Genomic DNA, 16,977 nt, shown 5'->3' on the forward strand with positions numbered 1-16,977 from the left:
CTAGGAGAAGTACGCCGTCACCTGTTGAGCCACGGCATCGGGGTCATTAAGCAACACCCCGTGGCTGTACCCGGGCAGGACGTGAAGCTCGCCGCCCATCGCCCGCTGCATGGCATGGTTCCCGGCGGCCGTGGTGGCGGTGTCGTGGTCGTAGCCAACCAACAGCGGCTTGGTCTCTAAGGCCTCGCCGGCGGCCCGCAGCAGCGGGTCGGGTTCCGGCCAACCGAGGCAGTGCTGGCCGGAGGCGATCAGATCCTCGTTGGCCTGCCACTGATCCCCCGCCAGCGACTCCACCATCATGGGCACGGCGCGGGAGGGATCGGCGGGCGTGCGGTTCTCGTTGCACAACACCGCCCGATCCACGAACCCCATTCCCAGATCCACCTGCACGCGCTCGCGGGCAAAATCCTCCCGCTGCTGCGGCGAGAAACCCTCGATGCGCTTGTTCAGGTTCTCCGTCAGCGGATCGGGGACGATGACGTTGGCCGCCAGGGATTCCGCCACCCGCGGCCACGCGTTCTGGCTGTAGAGGGCCTGCGCGGTCACCATGAGCAGCCAGGTGTCGGCATCGGCACGCCGCTCGCCCTCGGCCTCCTCCGCGAAGAGACGGGCCAGCTCGGGCAGCGCCATGAGCCGCTTCAGCCGCCACTGTCCTCTTGCCACCAGGTTCGCCCCGGTCAGCGCCAGCTCGCCCACGGAGCTTCCGGCGGGAATATCGCCCTCGGTGGCCGGCGGCGGGGTGATGGGGGCCGCCGAGAAGCCTACGTGCTCGTTCACCCGCCGCGTCCAGGCCTGATACACCTTCAGCGGCGTATCGCCCAGGCCGTACCACTCGTTGCGCTCCGCGATCCAGGCAAACATGGCATTGAGCGCCTCGGCGCGCACCTGCCTGCGGCTAGCCCCCAGCTGGAACCAGACGTCGTCGGGATTCATCGAGGAGTCCAGCAGCACCTTCCCGGTGCGCTGCGGAAACAGCGTGGCGTAGGTGGACATGAGCACCGTGCCATAGGAGACGCCATACAAGTTCAACCGCTCTTGACCCAGCGCCTTGCGGGCCTCCTCCAGGTCGCGCGCGGTGTTCTCGGTGGTCACGGTGCGGGTATAGCCCGGCTTGGTGGACTCGCAGGCGGCAAAGACGCCGCCCGCAGACGCCTCCGGCGGGCAATCCAGCGGCTCCGCCCACGGCAGACCGCGCGGCTGCACCGCCACCAGATCGTAGTGCTCGCGCACGGCGGCCGGGAGCTTGATCGTGCCCGGCAGATCATCGCCGCCGCGAAACATGCCCAGGGCGGATCCGCCGGGGCCGCCGGGGTTACCGGCGATAACCCCCTTGGGCGCACCCGTGGCCGGGAGCTTGCTCATGGTGAGGGTGATCTTCTCTCCCTCGGGGTGGGCGTAGTCCTTGGGCACCTCGAAGGTGGCACACACGGCGGCGGAGTCCGCCAGCGCGCCCACGGGGCAGGCTCCCCAGGCGAGCGGTTGGGCCTGGGCGGTGGCGACGGTGAGCGGGAGAACGCCGAGCGCGGCGATGGTGGCAGCGATTCTGCGGAGGATCATGGCGGGGCCTCTCGTGACGGCAGTGTGCTTTCCGCCCCGGAATCTACCAAAAAATTCGGTATTTTCACCCTAATTTACAGATTTTTACCCCCGCCACACCCGCCACACTGGCCGCACCGACGCCGAGTACGGCCCGGTGCCGCTACGCCAGGACGTCGTGCACCGTGATCGTCTGATCCCGGCCCGGCCCCACCCCAATGTAGGAGATCCGCGCCCCGGAGAGCTCCTCGAGGCGGCGCACATAATCCTGGGCGCGCTGCGGCAGATCCGCAAAGGTCCGGCACCCGGAGATGTCCTCGTCCCAGGCGGGCATCGTCTCGAAAATCGGCTCGGCGTGGTGGAACTCGGACTGGGTCAGCGGCATCTCATCACAGCGCTGACCGTCCACGTCGTAAGCCACGCAGACAGGGATCTCCCCGATGCCCGTGAGCACGTCCAGCTTGGTAAGGAAGAGGTCGGTAAAGCCATTGACGCGGGAGGCGTAGCGGGCGATCACGGAATCGTACCAGCCGCAGCGGCGCTTGCGGCCCGTGTTCACGCCCACCTCGCCGCCGGTGGTTTGCAGGTACTCGCCCCACTTATCAAACAGCTCCGTGGGGAAGGGTCCCGCGCCCACGCGGGTGGTGTAAGCCTTGATGATGCCCAGGCTGGAGGTGATCCGCGTTGGCCCGATGCCCGCACCCACACAGGCCCCACCGGCCGTGGGGTTCGAGGAGGTGACAAAGGGATAGGTGCCGTGGTCCACGTCCAGCATGGTGGCCTGCCCGCCCTCCATGAGCACGTGCTTGCCCTCGTCCAGCGCCTTATTCAGCTCGTACTCGGCCTCGATCACCATCGGGCGCAGGCGCTCGGCGTAGGACAGGAAGTACTGCACCACCTCCTCGGCGTCGATCGCGCGGCGGTTGTACATCTTCACCAGGATCTGGTTCTTGACCGCCAGGGCGGATTCGATCTTCTGGCGCAGGATGGACTCGTCGAACACGTCCTGCACGCGGATGCCCACGCGGGAGACTTTGTCCGCATAGGTCGGTCCGATGCCACGGCCGGTCGTGCCGATGGCGCGCTTGCCTAAGAAGCGCTCCTGCACCCGATCGAGCACCTGGTGATACGGGGCCACCAGGTGCGCATTGGAGGAAATACGCAGGCGGGAGGCGTCCGCGCCTCGGGCCTCCAGGCCCTCGATCTCCTCGAACAGGGCTTCGAGGTTAATCACCACGCCGTTGCCCAGCACCGGCACAGCGTTCTCCGAAAGCAAACCGGCGGGAAGGAGCTTGAGCTCGTACTTCTCACCGCCCACCACCACGGTGTGCCCGGCATTGTTACCGCCGTTGGGCTTGACCACGTAATCCACGCGGCCGCCCAGAATATCGGTGGCCTTGCCCTTGCCTTCATCGCCCCACTGGGCCCCGACGATCACAATCGCAGCCATACTGGCATCACACTTCCGCTACAGGTAGATTTCCGCCCCATCGGGACGCACAGAACAGCCCCAGATTGTACCCACCGGGGTCGGTCATTCCTAAGATGAGACCCATGCGGACGATTCTCCTGCACTGCGGCGCCACCGGCCTCCCCCTAGACCCGGACTCGCACCGGCTCTCCGAGGTACCCACCCGCCAGGAGCTCAAGCTCCTCGACACCGCCGCCACCCAGGCCCTGCCGCACGACCCCACCCCCTCCCTCGACGAGATCGCCGCCCAGCCCGACGTCGCCCACCTGGGCGAGCCGCAACCCGCGCCCCAGCGCCCCGAGGAACGGCTGCGGGTGATCGTCATTGGTTCCGACGCCGCCCTCTCCGCCGTGCTCACCCGCGCCATGCGCGCCGACTACCTGTGGGTGGAGTTCGGCTACGTCCCCACCGGGGAATCCTCCGCCGCCACCAACTGGGGCCTGCCGCGCGGGCGCTCCACGCTTACTGACGCCCTTGCGCTTGCCGCGGAGGCCCCGGTGCGCCCCGCGCCCCTGATCCGCACCGACTCCGGGCTGGCGGTGGCGGGCAGCGCCGCCCTGACGCATTGGGATAATACGGAATACACCGGGGAGATCATCGTGGACGATCACCGCCTGCTCCTCCACGGGGAGGACACGCGCCCCCTCTTTGGGCACTACGGCGCGCGGCTGGTGCCCATGACCACGGCCCCCGGCATCGCCGCCATGGAGCTGCGCACGCCACTGGCGATGGATGCGACACGAAAAGGCTCCGGGCTGGGCTCCCTGGTGGCCCGCCGCATGGGGCCGCGCGGGGTGGAGCGGCTGTGGAACTCCCCCGGCACCCGCTGGCTGGTGCGCGGCGCGGAGCAACCCGTGGGCGTGGTGGACCCCGCCACGCTGGCCACCGGGCGCGCGGTGCAGTCCGGGGGCGAAAACATCCGGGTCACCGTGGACAGCGTGAGCGCCAAGCGGCCGGTGAAGCGCGTGACGTTCTACCGGCACCTGCGAGATCTCCAGATCGCGCGGCCGTAATTTTTGTCCGTGGCCGCGCGGGCGCAGGCCCTTAGATCACATACACCCACTCGCTATTGCCCTTGGCCGGGCTGGTGAGGATCGTGCGCATCTTATCCTCGGTTACCTGGTAAGGTTGCTGATCCATATCCTGCGGATCATTCACCGTAAACGTATTGGAGCCAGAATCATAACCGGAAACATACACGAAGTGGCCAAAAGCACCATCCGCTTCCCGGCCGCGCATTAAGTTGGATCGGGTCAGCACTACGGCCTTTTTACCCTCCTTCAGCTTATCAATGGCCTTGATCGCCTCGCCCCGGTCCAGAACCGTCCCCGACACGCCGCGATTCTCCAGAATGCTGACGATATCGAAGTCATGGAGCCCCCCGGACGTACCACTCGGGGCCTCGCCGCGCAGCTCGGTCATGGCGGCGGCCTGATTCCTCTCCTTATAGCTGTCAGGAATCTGCCCTCCGTTATCCAGCAGGGCCATGAGGATGCTCGCGGGGCCACAATCCACTCGTCGCGTCTTCTGCCCCTGATTCTGCCTGATGTACTTGAACTGGTACTGTCCGGCCAGGTAATCATCGGTGGCGGACGTCGTCACCTGCACCTCATCGATCGCGGACGCGCTCGGCTGGGCCTGCGCCACCCCGGCGAACAACCCCGCGGCCATCGTGGCGACGAGCGTGCTGGCGGTAAGGGCGTGCTTAAAGTAGGGGATCATGTTCCTCGCTTAAGTGATAGGTTCTCAACATTCAAAACCCTATTATAGGAAAATCAAATGCGTGGGTCAAGGGAAATGCAGGACCATCATTCTCCTGTGCCTAGAACACCCCCCCTATAAGGTACTAATAATCCCCCATTAAAGGAACCTTTTGTTAACCATCACGCCGCTACTCCTCCCATACCTCCGGAAGATACGCCGGGGTAGCGGAGGTAGGCACCAACACCGCCAACGCAGATTCCCGCGACATCCCGCAGATCTGCAGAAAATCCACGATGAGCGAGCGCGACTGCGCCAGCACCACGTGCGCGGAAAGCACCCGATTTTCCACCACCGCCATCGAGACACCCCCACCCAAGCGACGCAGCTGGTTCACCAACACGGGAATCTCCCTCGCCTCATCAAGTTCCGCACCACGCTCATACATCTCAGAAAGCTGAAGGGCAACATCAGAAAGCTCATCGATGATGCGCACCTGCGCGGGAGAGACCACATCACCATCCTCGATAAGCACCTGGGCACGACGGGCGAGCACCCGAACGTTACGGATCGAGTTATCCACGGGGATCAACAAGCGCTCCAACGTACGAATCCGCCGCCAGTTACGCCACATCAGCGGGGAGAGGGTCGTGGACTCACGCCCGGTCTTGGCGGCGGCGAGCATGGCGTTGATTGTGCCCTGGGTGCCCCGCACGGCCGCCAGGGTGTCCTCCATGAGTTCGAGGTCACCCGTGCACAGGGCCTGGGAGACGTCCTGGAGCACCGAGGAGGCGATGCCCAAGACGTTCGAGATCTCCTGTCGCCCCGCGTTGAGCGGGTCGCTGGGGATGAAGGCCACCACGAGGATGCCCACGGCGGAGCCGATCATCGCGTCCACCACTCGGCCGGTGCTGCCGGTGCCGGTCAGGACCGAGACGGTGCCCGGCGGCATGATCGTGGCGATCAGGATGGAACCGATGGCGGCCTGGTTGTTCACCAGGGGAGAAGAAGAGATGAACGAGGCCAGCAACAGGGAGATCGCCACGGCCACCGATATCTGCCACGCGCCCGGGCCGAGGTAATAAAAAAGCAGGTCGCCCAGCGCCACGCCGACGACACAGCCGATGGACATCTCCACCGCTCGCTTCAGGCGATCCCCGCCCTCCAGGCCGAGGATGATCACCGCGGCGATGGGGGCGAAGAAGGGAACCGGGTGGCCGAAAAGGCGGTGCGCCACCCAGAAGGCGAGGCCCGCGGCGATCGCGGACTGCACGATGGGCCAGGCTCGCTTGCGCACCCGGATCGTCCGGCTGTGCAGGGATTGATCCACCGTGCGCAGCCGGGCGAGGGTACTCATCTTCTGCTTGGCCATGCCCTCCACCATAAGGCACCCCGCCGGGTGGGCGCAGGGCCATCAGCCCCCCCGGACGGCCTCCCGCTACTTGCCGAGGGTGGTGCCCACGGAGTGCAGATCCTGGCAGGCCTCCACCACACGCTCGGACATGGACTGCTCTGCCTTCTTCATGTAGGAGCGGGGGTCGTAGGTCTTCTTGTTCCCCACCTCGCCATCGACCTTGAGCACGCCGTCGTAGTGGGAGAACATGTGACCGGCCACGGGACGGGTGAAGGCGTACTGGGTGTCCGTGTCCACGTTCATCTTGATCACGCCGTGGCGCAGGGCCTCCTCAATCTTCTCCTTCTCGGAGCCGGAGCCGCCGTGGAACACGAAGTCAAAGGCCAGGGCGTCATCCGCCAGGCCGAGCTTCTTGCGGGCCACCTGCTGGCCCTCCAGGAGCACCTCGGGACGCAGCTTCACGTTGCCGGGCTTGTACACGCCGTGGACGTTGCCGAAGGTGGCGGCCAGCAGATAGCGGCCATTCTCGCCGGTGCCCAGGGCGTCGATGGTCTTTTCAAAGTCCTCCGGGGTGGTGTAGAGGTTGGCCCCGGCCTTGGCCTGCACGCCGTCCTCCTCGCCGCCGACGACGCCGATCTCCACCTCCAGGATGATGTTGGCGGCCTTGGCCTTGGCCAGTAGCTCCTGGGCAATCTCCAGGTTCTCGTCGATCGGAATGGCGGAGCCGTCCCACATGTGGGACTGGAAGAGGGGAAGCTCGCCGCGATCCACTCGCTCCTGGGAAATGGCGATGAGCGGGCGCACGTACTCGTCGAGCACTTCCTTTTGGCAGTGGTCGGTGTGCAGGGCCACGTTGATGTCGTAGTGCTTGGCGGCCTCGTGGGCGAAGGCGGCCAGGGCGCAGGCGCCCGCCACCTTGTTCTTCACCGCCAGTCCGGAGCCGAACTCCGCGCCGCCGGTGGAGAACTGAATGATGCCATCGGACTCCGCCTCGGCGAAACCCTTGAGCGCAGCGTTGATCGTTTCCGACGAGGTGCAGTTGATCGCGGGGTAGGCAAAGCCGCCCTTCTTGGCGCGATCGAGCATGTCGTTATAGACCTCGGGGGTGGCGATGGGCATGATGACTCCTCAAATATCGTGATCGTCGCACACGCCTCGGCGGCGTGACCTCCCCACCGATTATGCCAACTTTCAGGCCTCCCCGCCGACGCCCCGCACACCCGCCAAAAACAACGCAAACCCACATAAGCAAATATCATCGGGCGTCTTCGCCGACCTGCAACGGCTTTCCTCCCCGCCGCCATCGCGCCTACTCTATGGAACATGATCGACACGGTAGACGCGATGAACGCGGTGAATACCCTGGCACTCGGGCCGGACTGGATGGATCCGATGTATCTCCTCAGCGGCTCCGGCCCCTTCGGCTCCCTCATCCTCCCCGGCGTGGCCTTCATCGTCTTCATCGAATCCGGCCTCCTCTTCCCCCTCCTGCCCGGCGATTCCCTGCTTTTTACCGCCGGCATGCTCTCGGTGCAGCCCGATCCCTTCGCGCCGCTGTGGCTGGTGATCCTGGTGTGCGTCATCGCCGCCATCCTGGGCGACCAGGTGGGCTACCTTCTCGGATCCCGCTTCGGCCACGCCCTGCACAAGCGTCCCAACGGCCGCTTTTTCAAGCAAGAATACCTCGCCCAATCCCACGAGTTCTTCGAAAAACACGGCCCCATCACGGTCATCATCTGCCGCTTCGTCCCCATCGTGCGCACCTACGCCCCCCTGGTGGCCGGCATGTCCGGCATGCGCTACCGCGTGTTCATCACCTACAACATCGTGGGCGGCCTTCTCTGGGGCGGCGGGGTGACGCTGCTCGGAGCCTGGCTCGGCCAGTACACCTTCATCCGGGACAACATCGAGGCCATCTTCCTCCTCATCGTCTTCGTCTCCATCCTCCCCGGCATCGTCGGCGCGGCCAGGCAATTCCTCGCCTCCCGAAAGGGCTCCTAGCCCTCCTCCAGGTACTGCTGCACCCGCGCCGCCGCCTCGATGAGCATCCACCCGGACAGCTGCACGGATAGATCCCGCTCCGCGATGCGGATCACCCCGGCGCTCTCGGCCAGGCTCTTCGGGCCCAGGCCAAAGTTGTGCGGCAGCCGTGCGTCGTCGGTCCAATCGGTGGCAAAAATGGGCAGGCCATCCACCTCCAGGCGATGGTTCCACACGCTCTGCGCGGAGGCCAGCACCAGGCGGCCCGCGACCTTCTTGGTGGCCCGATTGGTGGGCGAATCGGCCGGCAAGCGCACCGCGACGTCCGCCAGGTAGCGCACCAGGATCCCCTTGAACAGGCCGCCGTCGCCCTCCCCGGTATCCCAGTCGATCACCCCCTGCGGGGTGGCCATCTCTCTGGCCACCGCCTGCACGATGGAGCGCAGGGCGGTGATGTACCTCATCGAGTCATCCACCTGCTCCGCGTCGGCGTATCCCACCACTTCCTCCTCGGCGAAGCCCGCGCGCTCGCGCAGCCGCAGCGCGATCTCCAGGCAGGCTCCGATGGTCACACCCTGGCAATAGGGGTGAATATCGCGCACCAGCTCCGGGCCGTGCATCCTCATGCGCAGGCCGTCCATGATGAGGCCGTCGTCGTTGATGAGCGTGTCCAGGATCCAGTCCGTGATGCTCATGGCATGCTCCAGCCTCCCGGTGCGCGCCATCATGATCGCGGCCGGGCCGTTGGAGGGAACGTTATAGAAGGTCTCCCCGGTGCGCCACGGCAGCACGCCGGTCAGCCTGTCGATGCCGCTGAGGATATTAAATTCCAGGGCCTCTAATTGCTTAGGCTTTTTCATTTTCTTGAGCCCCGCCGCGCGCCCCAGGGCCAGGGCCAACCAGGCCTTATCATCGTAATAGCGGTTATGCGCCAATTTATTGCGATTGCGCCAGCGGATTCCCCGCATGGTCTCATGAATCTGCGCGCGGCGCGCGTTGGTGCTGCGGCGGGCATAAGCATCCAGGAGGCAATCCAGGTAATGCGCCTGCCACCAGTAGTGCCACCGGACAAAGAGCTTGTCCTTCGACGTCGGCGGCCAGGCGACCACCGCGAGGTTGGTTCGCGGCAATCCCCAGAGGCGGCTGGCATGTCGATCATTAATGGCGGCCTCCGCCAAATCCGCCCGGTGTGCCCATTTTTCCCGCACTGCTATGCCTCACCTATTGAGTATTCATCGTGGTGTTCTTCCCCACGATCCTAACCAAGATTCACCACGCGCGGCCAAGATCGGCGTGCTGGCGTACCCAGGCGTGCATGGCGATCCCCGCCGCCACCCCGGCGTTGAGGGAACGGGTGGAACCGAACTGCGCGATCGAGCACGTCATCACCGCCGCCTCGCGGGCCTGCGGCGTCACCCCCGGACCCTCCTGGCCGAAGAGCAGGACGCAGCGGCGCGGCAACGCGGCGGTCTCCAGCGGCACGCTGCCAGGGGTGTTATCGATGGCCACCACCGCTATCCCCTCCGCGCGCGCCCACTCCATCAGGTCGGCCACCGTGGCGTGGTGGCGCAGGTGCTGGTAGCGGTCGGTCACCATCGCCCCGCGCCGATTCCACCGCCGTCGGCCCACGATGTGCACGGTATCGGCGGCGAAGGCGTTGGCGGTGCGCACCACGGTGCCGATGTTGGCGTCATTCTCGAAGTTCTCGATGGCCACGTGCAGGGGGTGGCGGCGGGTGTCGATGTCGGCCACGATGGCCTCGCGCCGCCAATACCGGTAGGCATCCACCACGTTGCGGCGATCCCCCTCCGCCAGCAGGTCGGGATCGAGGCGGGGATCGTCGGGAAGCGGCCCCTCCCAGGGCCCTACCCCATGGCGGCCCTCCCCCCATTCCGTGGGGCCGGGACCCTGCTCAGGCAAGCCCCAAATCCTCCAGGCCCAGCAGGTAGCGGTATTCGAGGCCGGCGTCGGCCAGCACCTCGTCGGCACCGGTGGCGCGATCGACCACCGTGGCCACACCCACCACCTGGGCCCCCGCCTCGCGCAGCGCCTCCACGGCGGTCAGGGGAGAGTTGCCCGTGGTAGTGGTGTCCTCGACCACCAGCACCTTCATGCCCGCCACCTCGGGACCCTCGATCCGGCGCTGCATGCCGTGCTTCTTGGTCTCCTTGCGCACCACGAAGGCATCGATGGCGCGCCCCTCGGCATGCATGACGGCGGTGGCCACGGGATCGGCACCCAGGGTCAGCCCGCCCACGGCCGCATAGTCCCAATCCGCGGTGAGTTCGCGCAGAAGGGAACCGATGAGCCGGGAGGCCCGATGATGCAGCGTGGCACGACGCAGGTCCACGTAGTAATCGGCCTCCCGGCCGGAGGAAAGCGTGACCCTGCCGTGGACCACGGCTAATTCCTTGACCAGTTCCGCCAGCTCGGCGCGTTCTTGCTGCGACATCTGCGCTAGTTCTCCTTCTTCTTGGGGGCCTGAAGCCCGCGCATGTGTTCTAAGGGATCGCGGCCCAACTGCTCGGCCAGGTCATCGAAGATGGAGGGGCCGGCATCCTGCGAGCGCAGCACTCGGGTGCCCTGATAGTCCGAGGGCTCCTCGGCGCGCTCCCCGATGCCCGGCACCTCGTCGCCGCCCAGGGAGCGCGGCGCCACCACGCCACGGGACTGCTTGTTGACCCGGGTGGGCAATTCGACAGGCTCCTCCGGGCGGATCACCGCGGGGGTTTCCGTCTCCCGCCCCTCCGGTTCCTGCTCGCTCGATCGCTCCTCCTCGGGTACCGGGGCCGGCATCAACCGGGACGGCAGGGCATCCTCTATTTTCAGCGGCGCGGCCGCGCGCGGGGGCAGGGCGTGGGCGGCGTCGGCGAGCCAACTCATCGGGGCCATGATCGCCTCCCAATCGTGGCCGTGGGTGCCTCGGTCGAGTTGGGCAAGCACCCAGTCGGACTCACACCACACCGCGCGCACGAAGTCCGGCATGGCCTCCAGGGCGGCGCTCACGCGCTCGTCGCTCAGGCGCTCCGCGGCGCCGGGATCGGTGCTAAACCGCACGAAACCCTCCAGCTCCCCGCATTCCCGCAGGTCCGAGGAGTGCGCCTCCCCGGAGAAATCGGGGCGGCGGAAATCCACCACCACGTCGGAGGCGGCACCGCGACGTACCGCCACGATGGTGGTGGAATCCAGATCCGCAAGCGCAAACTCGTGCCCCTCGCTGACCCCGGTAACCACATCGTGAGCGGTGGCCCCGGAGGCGGCCGCGCCGCGGCGCCACTCCTCGGCCAAGGAATCATCCGTGCGGGTGAAGCTAAAACCAGCCTCCTGCGCCCAGGAACGACGCTCGCGGCGCCCCTGCCCCGGCATGGCAAGACGTCCCGGGGCGCGGCGCTCCTCCTGTTCCGAGCGCTCGGGTTGCCCGGTTTCCCCCTCCGACGCGCCCGCCTCCCGTCGCGCGGGGGCATCCTCCGCGGCCTCGGGGCGCGAGGCGCGACCCCGGGCATCGAGCCGCCACAATACGGCGGCGATGACGAGGGCAACGGCGGCGAACGCAAAAATGAGTGTTACGGACACGCCCATTACTCTAATGGCTGCAGCGGCACCGCGCCCCCGTCCCCCTCCCCCGGACTCTCCGCAGACAAGAAAAAGGGGTGCGCCAAGCCGGTCAGCTACCGGCCCGCACCCCTGGAATCCTGCGGCGTCGGGAAACCTAGCCGAGGATCCCCATGATGAGCTTAACCAGCGTGCCCACTAGGCCCAGGGCATCCGAAGCGGAGGAACCCTCGGACTTGCCCGCCTCGCTCTTGCCCTCGGAAGAGGAGGACAGCTCGGAGAGCAGCGTTGAAGCCGCGGAGCCCTCGGCCTTCTCGGTCTCCGCCCCCTCCTGGGTGGTGGCCTCGGAATCGGCCTTCGGGTTATCCTGATCGACGGTGGCCACGCTGTAGTCCGGGTCCACGGGCTCGGCGGCGAAAGCGGGGGTCGCCACCACGCCGGTGGCGATGACGGCAGAGGCTGCCACGGCAGCAAGGTTCTTACGAGACAACATCGCGTTTTCCTTTCTCTACTCAAATGCGATGGACAATGCCGAGTGTAAGAGGCCGTCAAGCGTCATTCAATAGTAATCCACTTTCGTACCGTAAAGAGTGACTGAAGGGAGATTATAACTTATTCATTCCCCAGGGAATGCGCACTCAATTCCAAGCGGGCTCCGCCTTCCGCCACATCCACGTTCACGCTATCGCCGTCCACAATCGCCCCAGACAGCAATTCCTTGGCCAGCTGATCCCCGATGGCCTGTTGGATGAGGCGACGCAGCGGACGCGCCCCATAGGCGGGGTCGTAGCCGCGCTCACCCAGCCAATGCCGGGCGGCCTCGGAGACGTGAAGGCGCAGGCGGCGCTGCTCCAGCCGGCGCGCGAGCTGCGCAACCTGAATGTCCACGATGTGCGTGAGCTGCTCGTGGCTGAGGGCATCAAAGACCACCACGTCATCCAGGCGATTGATGAACTCCGGCTTGAAGGCGTGCTTGACAGCCTCCATCACCTGCTCACGGTTTCCGCCGGCGCCCAGGTTGGAGGTGAGGATCACGATGGCGTTGCGGAAGTCCACGGTGCGCCCCTGGCCGTCGGTCAGGCGGCCGTCGTCGAGCACCTGGAGCAGCACGTCGAACACGTCCGGGTGCGCCTTTTCCACCTCGTCGAAGAGCACCACCGCGTACGGGCGACGCCGCACCGCCTCGGTGAGCTGTCCACCCGCGTCGTAACCCACATATCCGGGGGGCGCCCCCACCAGGCGGGCCACAGCGTGCTTCTCGCCGTACTCGGACATGTCGATGCGCACCATCGCGCGCTCGTCGTCGAAGAGGAACTCCGCGAGCGCCTTGGCCAGCTCCGTCTTGCCCACGCCCGTGGGCCCCAGGAAGAGGAAGGAACCCGTGGGGCGGTGCGGATCGGCCACCCCCGCCCGCGAGCGACGCACCGCATCCGAGACCGCGGTGACGGCCTCGCGCTGGCCCACCACGCGCTTGCCCAGCTCCGCCTCCATGGCGAGCAGCTTCTCCGTCTCGCCCTGCATCATCTTGCCCGCCGGAATGCCCGTCCATGCGGACACGACCTCCGCGATGGTATCCGGGCTGACCTCCTCAGTGAGCATGGAATTATTCTCCCCCTTGCCTACCTCGGCCTCGGCGGCCGCCACCGCCGCCTCAGCCTCGGGGATCTTGCCGTAGCGCAGCTCGGACACGCGCTCGTAATCGCCCTCGCGCTCGGCGATCTCGGACTCGCCGCGCAGCTTCTCTAGTTTCTCCTTGGCCGCGCGCACCTCGTCGATCGCGCCCTTCTCGTTGTTCCACCGCGCGGTCAGCTCGCCGAGCTTCTCGCGCTCGTCGGCAAGCTCCCCGCGCAGCTTCTCCAGGCGTTCCTTCGAAGCGGCATCCTTTTCCTTTTGCAGCGCCAGCTCCTCGATCTCCAGGCGGCGCACGATGCGCTGGGCCTCGTCGATCTCCTGAGGGGAGGAATCGATTTCCATGCGCAGCCGGGACGCGGCCTCGTCCACCAGGTCGATGGCCTTGTCCGGCAGGAAGCGGTTGGTGATATAGCGATCGGAGAGCGTGGCCGCCGCCACCAGGGCGGAGTCCTGAATGCGCACGCCGTGGTGCACCTCGTAGCGCTCCTTCAGGCCGCGCAGGATGCCCACGGCGTCCTCCACCGAGGGCTCGCCCACGTACACCTGCTGGAAGCGCCGCTCCAGCGCGGCGTCCTTCTCGATGTACTTGCGGTACTCGTCCAGGGTGGTGGCGCCCACCAGGCGCAGCTCGCCGCGCGCCAGCAGGGGCTTAATCATATTGCCTGCGTCCATCGCGGACTCTCCGCTGGCCCCGGCGCCCACGATCGTGTGCAGCTCATCGATGAAGGTGATCACCTGCCCCTCGGACTGCTTGATCTCATCGAGCACCGCCTTGAGCCGCTCCTCGAACTCGCCGCGGTATTTCGCCCCCGCCACCAGGGAGCCCAGGTCAAGGGACAGCAGCGTCTTGTCCTGGAGAGACTCTGGGACGTCCCCGGCCACGATGCGGCGCGCCAGCCCCTCCACGATCGCGGTCTTGCCCACGCCGGGCTCGCCGATGAGCACGGGATTGTTCTTGGTGCGGCGGCTGAGCACCTGCACCACGCGGCGAATCTCCGAATCGCGCCCGATCACCGGGTCGATCTTGCCTTCGAGCGCCCGCGCCGTGAGGTCCGTGGCGTATTTCTCTAGGGCCTGGAACTGCCCCTCCGGGTCCTGCGAGGTCACCTTGGTATGCCCGCGCACCGAGGGAAACGCCGCCACGATCGCCTCGTGGGTGGCCCCCTTACCCTTAAGCAGCTCGGCGGCGTCCGACGAGCCCCCGGCGATCCCCGCCAGCAGCACCTCCGTGGACACGTACTCATCGCCCAGCTCCCCGGCCAGCTCCTGGGCGGCCGTAAGAGCATTGAGGGCGTCGCGGTTAAAGTTCGGATTGGCCATGTTGGAGCCCTGGACCCTGGGGTAGCCCTCCACCAGGCGGGTGGCCTCCCTGACTACCGACGCCGTATCCACGCCCACGGCCTGCAGCACCGGGGCGGCGATACCCTCGCTCTGCTCAAGGATGGCTACCAGCAGGTGCGCCGGGCGGATATCGGGGTTGCCCAGGGACGAGGCCCGCTGCAGGGCCGCCTGCAGGGCCTCGCTGGTCTTGGTGGTGGGGTTAAAAGAGTTCATTGCCATTACGCCTTTCTTCATCTCGCCCGTGGTGGCCGCCGGGGCGGGCCACGGCCCGGGACGCTCCCCGGGCGGGGCGGTTTTGTGTTCCATCCAGTCCAACGCGCGCAGGGTTGAGTTTGTTCCACTCAAGGGCAAAAAGTTGCGCGGGGTCGGCTCAGGTACGGTTCGAGGCGCGGCGGCCCGGCCGCGCGGGGCCGGAGTTGTTTCAACAACTCCAAAACAACTCCGCAACAACTTCCGCCGCGGACGCGCACATAAAAGCAGCTCAGGGCGCAAAAATAGTTGTGGGAGAGTTGTTGGAAAGTTGTTTCAGGACGCCGTCCAGCGCGTGCCGGGCCCCCGTTGCGGGCCGTTCGGATCGATCTGCACGAGCCCCTGGCTCCTCAGATAACGCAACAAATCCGTCACCTCCGCGCGCGTTGCCCCGGTGCCACTCACGATGTCCCGGTTTGTCAGCGCCCTTCCATCCCGGAGGTGAGCCTCCACCCATTGTTGCAGGCTCAACCCCACAAAAACGGGTGCCTCATCTTCCATCAAGGCCCCTCGGGCACGCTCACCCAGCGTCCATTCCTGTCCTTGCGGGCGCACCACCTCAACAATTCCCTGCTCCTTGAGCCATTGCATTGTTTCACGCGCCTCCGTCTCCGGCACCTGCAACAACTCCTCGGCTTTCTGAAGCGTCAGTACCGGGTTCCGGGACAAATGACGCAGCACGATCAGCACCCGTACGGAGCGCGCCACCTTCCCTCCCCACTCCTGGGCGATCTTTTTCATTCCTCGAATAAACCCGGCGTCCGGATCCCCCGCCGCCAAGGTCACGCGCACATCGCTGAGCGTGTCCACCACCTCCGGAGCCTCCCTTCCCGAGGCCAGCATGGACGCCCACATCCGATCGAATCCACGCGAGGATTCCTCCGCCAGGCCTAGCATTCTCATGGCACGAATGAGGGTAGGATTACGTGGTATGGACCTCGTGGACAAAAGCCGCGAGGTCTCAACCCCCACGGGCAAGGACCCCGGGGAAGAAACCAAAAGCGTCCTCGGCCCCTGCTCAATCACCACGGGGCTACTAAGAAGCCAATCCCTGTGCACCAGGGCGTTAGCAACGACCTCATCGATAGCCCTGGCGGGAAAAGCCGGAATGGAAACCTCCTGCCCATCCTCAAAATCCACACGCATGATGTCGCTTGGAGCGGCCTGCTCGATCAGACGTTTCACCTCAGCAAAAGCAAGAATCAGCGGCCGGGATATGTTGGTCACGCGCGGTTCCTCGCCGGGCACGGTACTCAGGTGATGCTGCACGCTCACCCGGCCAGGCTTGAGGGGAGCAAAAAGAATCTCGGCGGCCATGTTGAGTTGCCCATCGTCATGCAACAAGCCCAACGCCCGGAGCAGTTCTCCATCGGTCTGCGGCGCATGATCCTCCGCACCGCTTACCGCTACGCGGTGCGTATAAAGGCTCCTCGCATAATCCAGAGCCGCCCGATCCAGATCCTCTAGGCATAGCGAGGACCGACGCTCCGTATAGTCGGGATTCTCGCGTCGGAACCGGATCTCTTTGCGCTTTTCATCCGTGAGGGGCTCACACTTCTTCCTATTCCGCCACGTCCCCTGCCCCTGTGTGCGGGTGTACAGGGTGAACGGCCGAGGAATACGAATGCACAGCAATCGCCTTTTCCTCCATGCTATGGCGGTCACCTCCACCCGCAATCCCGGTCGCGTACCCCCAAGAACCTTTCGGATAACCCATTCCTCATCGCAATCCGTGCCGGTAAAGGCCTCCGGCCCCGGCACCTTGTCCGCAACCCCAAGGACGATATAGGAATCCCCCTCAGCCCCGTTGGCCATGCATACGCACTCATTGATAAGAACCTCGGCAAGCTTCGCCTCCGGATTCCTTTCCCCATGCACGGCAGGGTCCTCCTTGAACTCCAGGAGCTGCCCCTCCTGAGAATCAGCCGTAACACCACCCCCGATCGCCTCAAGCGCCTGTCGCACCACATCGGGCACCTCATGCCCTTCCGCGTTGTTTCCGGTATCACCCATAGCACCACGGTAATCAGCCGGAGTTGTTTCAACAACTCCGAAACAACTCCGCAACAACTTTCTCCGGGCCACACGCATAAACGCAGATCAGGACGCAAAAATAGTTGTTGCAGAGTTGTTGGAAAGTTGTTCCCCAACCCCCGATCCC

General features: G+C 65.7%; 14 protein-coding genes. 2 read left to right on the top strand and 12 right to left on the bottom strand.

Annotated features, from left to right (window positions below):
- Together H7347_RS04135 and H7347_RS04140 are read right to left on the bottom strand one after the other, a co-directional pair.
- Entirely contained in the window at positions 1–1,557 is a 1,557-nt protein-coding gene (locus H7347_RS04135) for an alpha/beta fold hydrolase (protein WP_152821605.1), read from the bottom strand.
- Positions 1,558–1,699: 142 nt separating this feature from the next.
- The gene (locus H7347_RS04140) at positions 1,700–2,986 is read right to left on the bottom strand and encodes an adenylosuccinate synthase (protein WP_152821607.1); all 1,287 of its coding nucleotides are present in this window, start codon (positions 2,984–2,986) and stop codon (positions 1,700–1,702) included.
- A gap of 104 nt (positions 2,987–3,090) precedes the next feature.
- On the opposite strand from H7347_RS04140, the gene H7347_RS04145 reads away from it, so the two are divergent.
- On the top strand, positions 3,091–4,020 hold the full coding sequence (locus tag H7347_RS04145) for a hypothetical protein (protein WP_370513907.1): 930 nt from the start codon (positions 3,091–3,093) through the stop codon (positions 4,018–4,020).
- A gap of 31 nt (positions 4,021–4,051) precedes the next feature.
- On the opposite strand, the gene H7347_RS04150 is transcribed toward H7347_RS04145, so the two are convergent.
- The 3 genes from H7347_RS04150 to fbaA all read right to left on the bottom strand — a co-directional run bounded on the left by H7347_RS04150 (position 4,052) and on the right by fbaA (position 7,181).
- Complete coding sequence (locus H7347_RS04150; protein ID WP_152821612.1) at positions 4,052–4,729, bottom strand: C39 family peptidase; 678 nt, start codon at positions 4,727–4,729, stop codon at positions 4,052–4,054.
- Between the two features lie 169 nt (positions 4,730–4,898).
- Positions 4,899–6,080 (bottom strand): aromatic acid exporter family protein, encoded by a 1,182-nt coding sequence (locus tag H7347_RS04155; RefSeq protein ID WP_152821614.1) that lies wholly within the window; start codon positions 6,078–6,080, stop codon positions 4,899–4,901.
- 66 nt (positions 6,081–6,146) lie between these two features.
- Positions 6,147–7,181: a class II fructose-bisphosphate aldolase gene (fbaA, locus tag H7347_RS04160; protein WP_152821616.1), complete on the bottom strand. Its 1,035-nt coding sequence runs from the start codon at positions 7,179–7,181 to the stop codon at positions 6,147–6,149.
- A 204-nt stretch (positions 7,182–7,385) separates the two neighbouring features.
- Here fbaA and H7347_RS04165 point away from each other — a divergent pair, with 204 nt between their 5' ends.
- Positions 7,386–8,063, top strand: a complete 678-nt coding sequence (locus H7347_RS04165; protein ID WP_152821618.1) for a VTT domain-containing protein — start codon at positions 7,386–7,388, stop codon at positions 8,061–8,063.
- Here H7347_RS04165 and H7347_RS04170 read toward each other — a convergent pair.
- The 7 genes from H7347_RS04170 to H7347_RS04200 all read right to left on the bottom strand — a co-directional run bounded on the left by H7347_RS04170 (position 8,060) and on the right by H7347_RS04200 (position 16,829).
- On the bottom strand, positions 8,060–9,250 hold the full coding sequence (locus tag H7347_RS04170) for a glycoside hydrolase family 76 protein (protein WP_186337220.1): 1,191 nt from the start codon (positions 9,248–9,250) through the stop codon (positions 8,060–8,062). The genes H7347_RS04165 and H7347_RS04170 overlap by 4 nt on opposite strands.
- A 61-nt stretch (positions 9,251–9,311) precedes the next feature.
- Positions 9,312–9,962 carry an RNA methyltransferase gene (locus tag H7347_RS04175; protein ID WP_152821620.1) on the bottom strand — a complete coding sequence of 217 codons (651 nt, stop codon included), beginning with the start codon at positions 9,960–9,962 and terminating at the stop codon, positions 9,312–9,314.
- Positions 9,955–10,494, bottom strand: a complete 540-nt coding sequence (pyrE, locus tag H7347_RS04180) for an orotate phosphoribosyltransferase (protein WP_152821622.1) — start codon at positions 10,492–10,494, stop codon at positions 9,955–9,957. The genes H7347_RS04175 and pyrE overlap by 8 nt, the downstream gene beginning before the upstream one ends.
- Positions 10,495–10,499: 5 nt before the next feature.
- Positions 10,500–11,615: a hypothetical protein gene (locus H7347_RS04185; protein ID WP_152821624.1), complete on the bottom strand. Its 1,116-nt coding sequence runs from the start codon at positions 11,613–11,615 to the stop codon at positions 10,500–10,502.
- A gap of 136 nt (positions 11,616–11,751) precedes the next feature.
- On the bottom strand, positions 11,752–12,087 hold the full coding sequence (locus tag H7347_RS04190) for a hypothetical protein (protein ID WP_152821626.1): 336 nt from the start codon (positions 12,085–12,087) through the stop codon (positions 11,752–11,754).
- 119 nt (positions 12,088–12,206) lie between these two features.
- Entirely contained in the window at positions 12,207–14,780 is a 2,574-nt protein-coding gene (gene clpB / locus H7347_RS04195; protein ID WP_152821770.1) for an ATP-dependent chaperone ClpB, read from the bottom strand.
- Positions 14,781–15,092: 312 nt separating this feature from the next.
- Positions 15,093–16,829: an ATP-binding protein gene (locus tag H7347_RS04200; protein ID WP_186337221.1), complete on the bottom strand. Its 1,737-nt coding sequence runs from the start codon at positions 16,827–16,829 to the stop codon at positions 15,093–15,095.
- Between the last annotated feature and the right edge of the window lie 148 nt (positions 16,830–16,977).

The organism is Corynebacterium sp. zg-331 (assembly GCF_014267345.1).
Taxonomy (GTDB): domain Bacteria; phylum Actinomycetota; class Actinomycetes; order Mycobacteriales; family Mycobacteriaceae; genus Corynebacterium.

Bases quoted from the DNA above. Each gene is read 5' to 3' on its own strand.
- H7347_RS04135 (WP_152821605.1), bottom strand. From the start codon at position 1,557: ATGATCCTCCGCAGAATCGCTGCCACCATCGCCGCGCTCGGCGTTCTC.
- H7347_RS04140 (WP_152821607.1), bottom strand. From the start codon at position 2,986: ATGGCTGCGATTGTGATCGTCGGGGCCCAGTGGGGCGATGAAGGCAAG.
- H7347_RS04145 (WP_370513907.1), top strand. From the start codon at position 3,091: ATGCGGACGATTCTCCTGCACTGCGGCGCCACCGGCCTCCCCCTAGAC.
- H7347_RS04150 (WP_152821612.1), bottom strand. From the start codon at position 4,729: ATGATCCCCTACTTTAAGCACGCCCTTACCGCCAGCACGCTCGTCGCC.
- H7347_RS04155 (WP_152821614.1), bottom strand. From the start codon at position 6,080: ATGGCCAAGCAGAAGATGAGTACCCTCGCCCGGCTGCGCACGGTGGAT.
- fbaA (WP_152821616.1), bottom strand. From the start codon at position 7,181: ATGCCCATCGCCACCCCCGAGGTCTATAACGACATGCTCGATCGCGCC.
- H7347_RS04165 (WP_152821618.1), top strand. From the start codon at position 7,386: ATGATCGACACGGTAGACGCGATGAACGCGGTGAATACCCTGGCACTC.
- pyrE (WP_152821622.1), bottom strand. From the start codon at position 10,494: ATGTCGCAGCAAGAACGCGCCGAGCTGGCGGAACTGGTCAAGGAATTA.
- H7347_RS04190 (WP_152821626.1), bottom strand. From the start codon at position 12,087: ATGTTGTCTCGTAAGAACCTTGCTGCCGTGGCAGCCTCTGCCGTCATC.
- clpB (WP_152821770.1), bottom strand. From the start codon at position 14,780: ATGAACTCTTTTAACCCCACCACCAAGACCAGCGAGGCCCTGCAGGCG.
- H7347_RS04200 (WP_186337221.1), bottom strand. From the start codon at position 16,829: ATGGGTGATACCGGAAACAACGCGGAAGGGCATGAGGTGCCCGATGTG.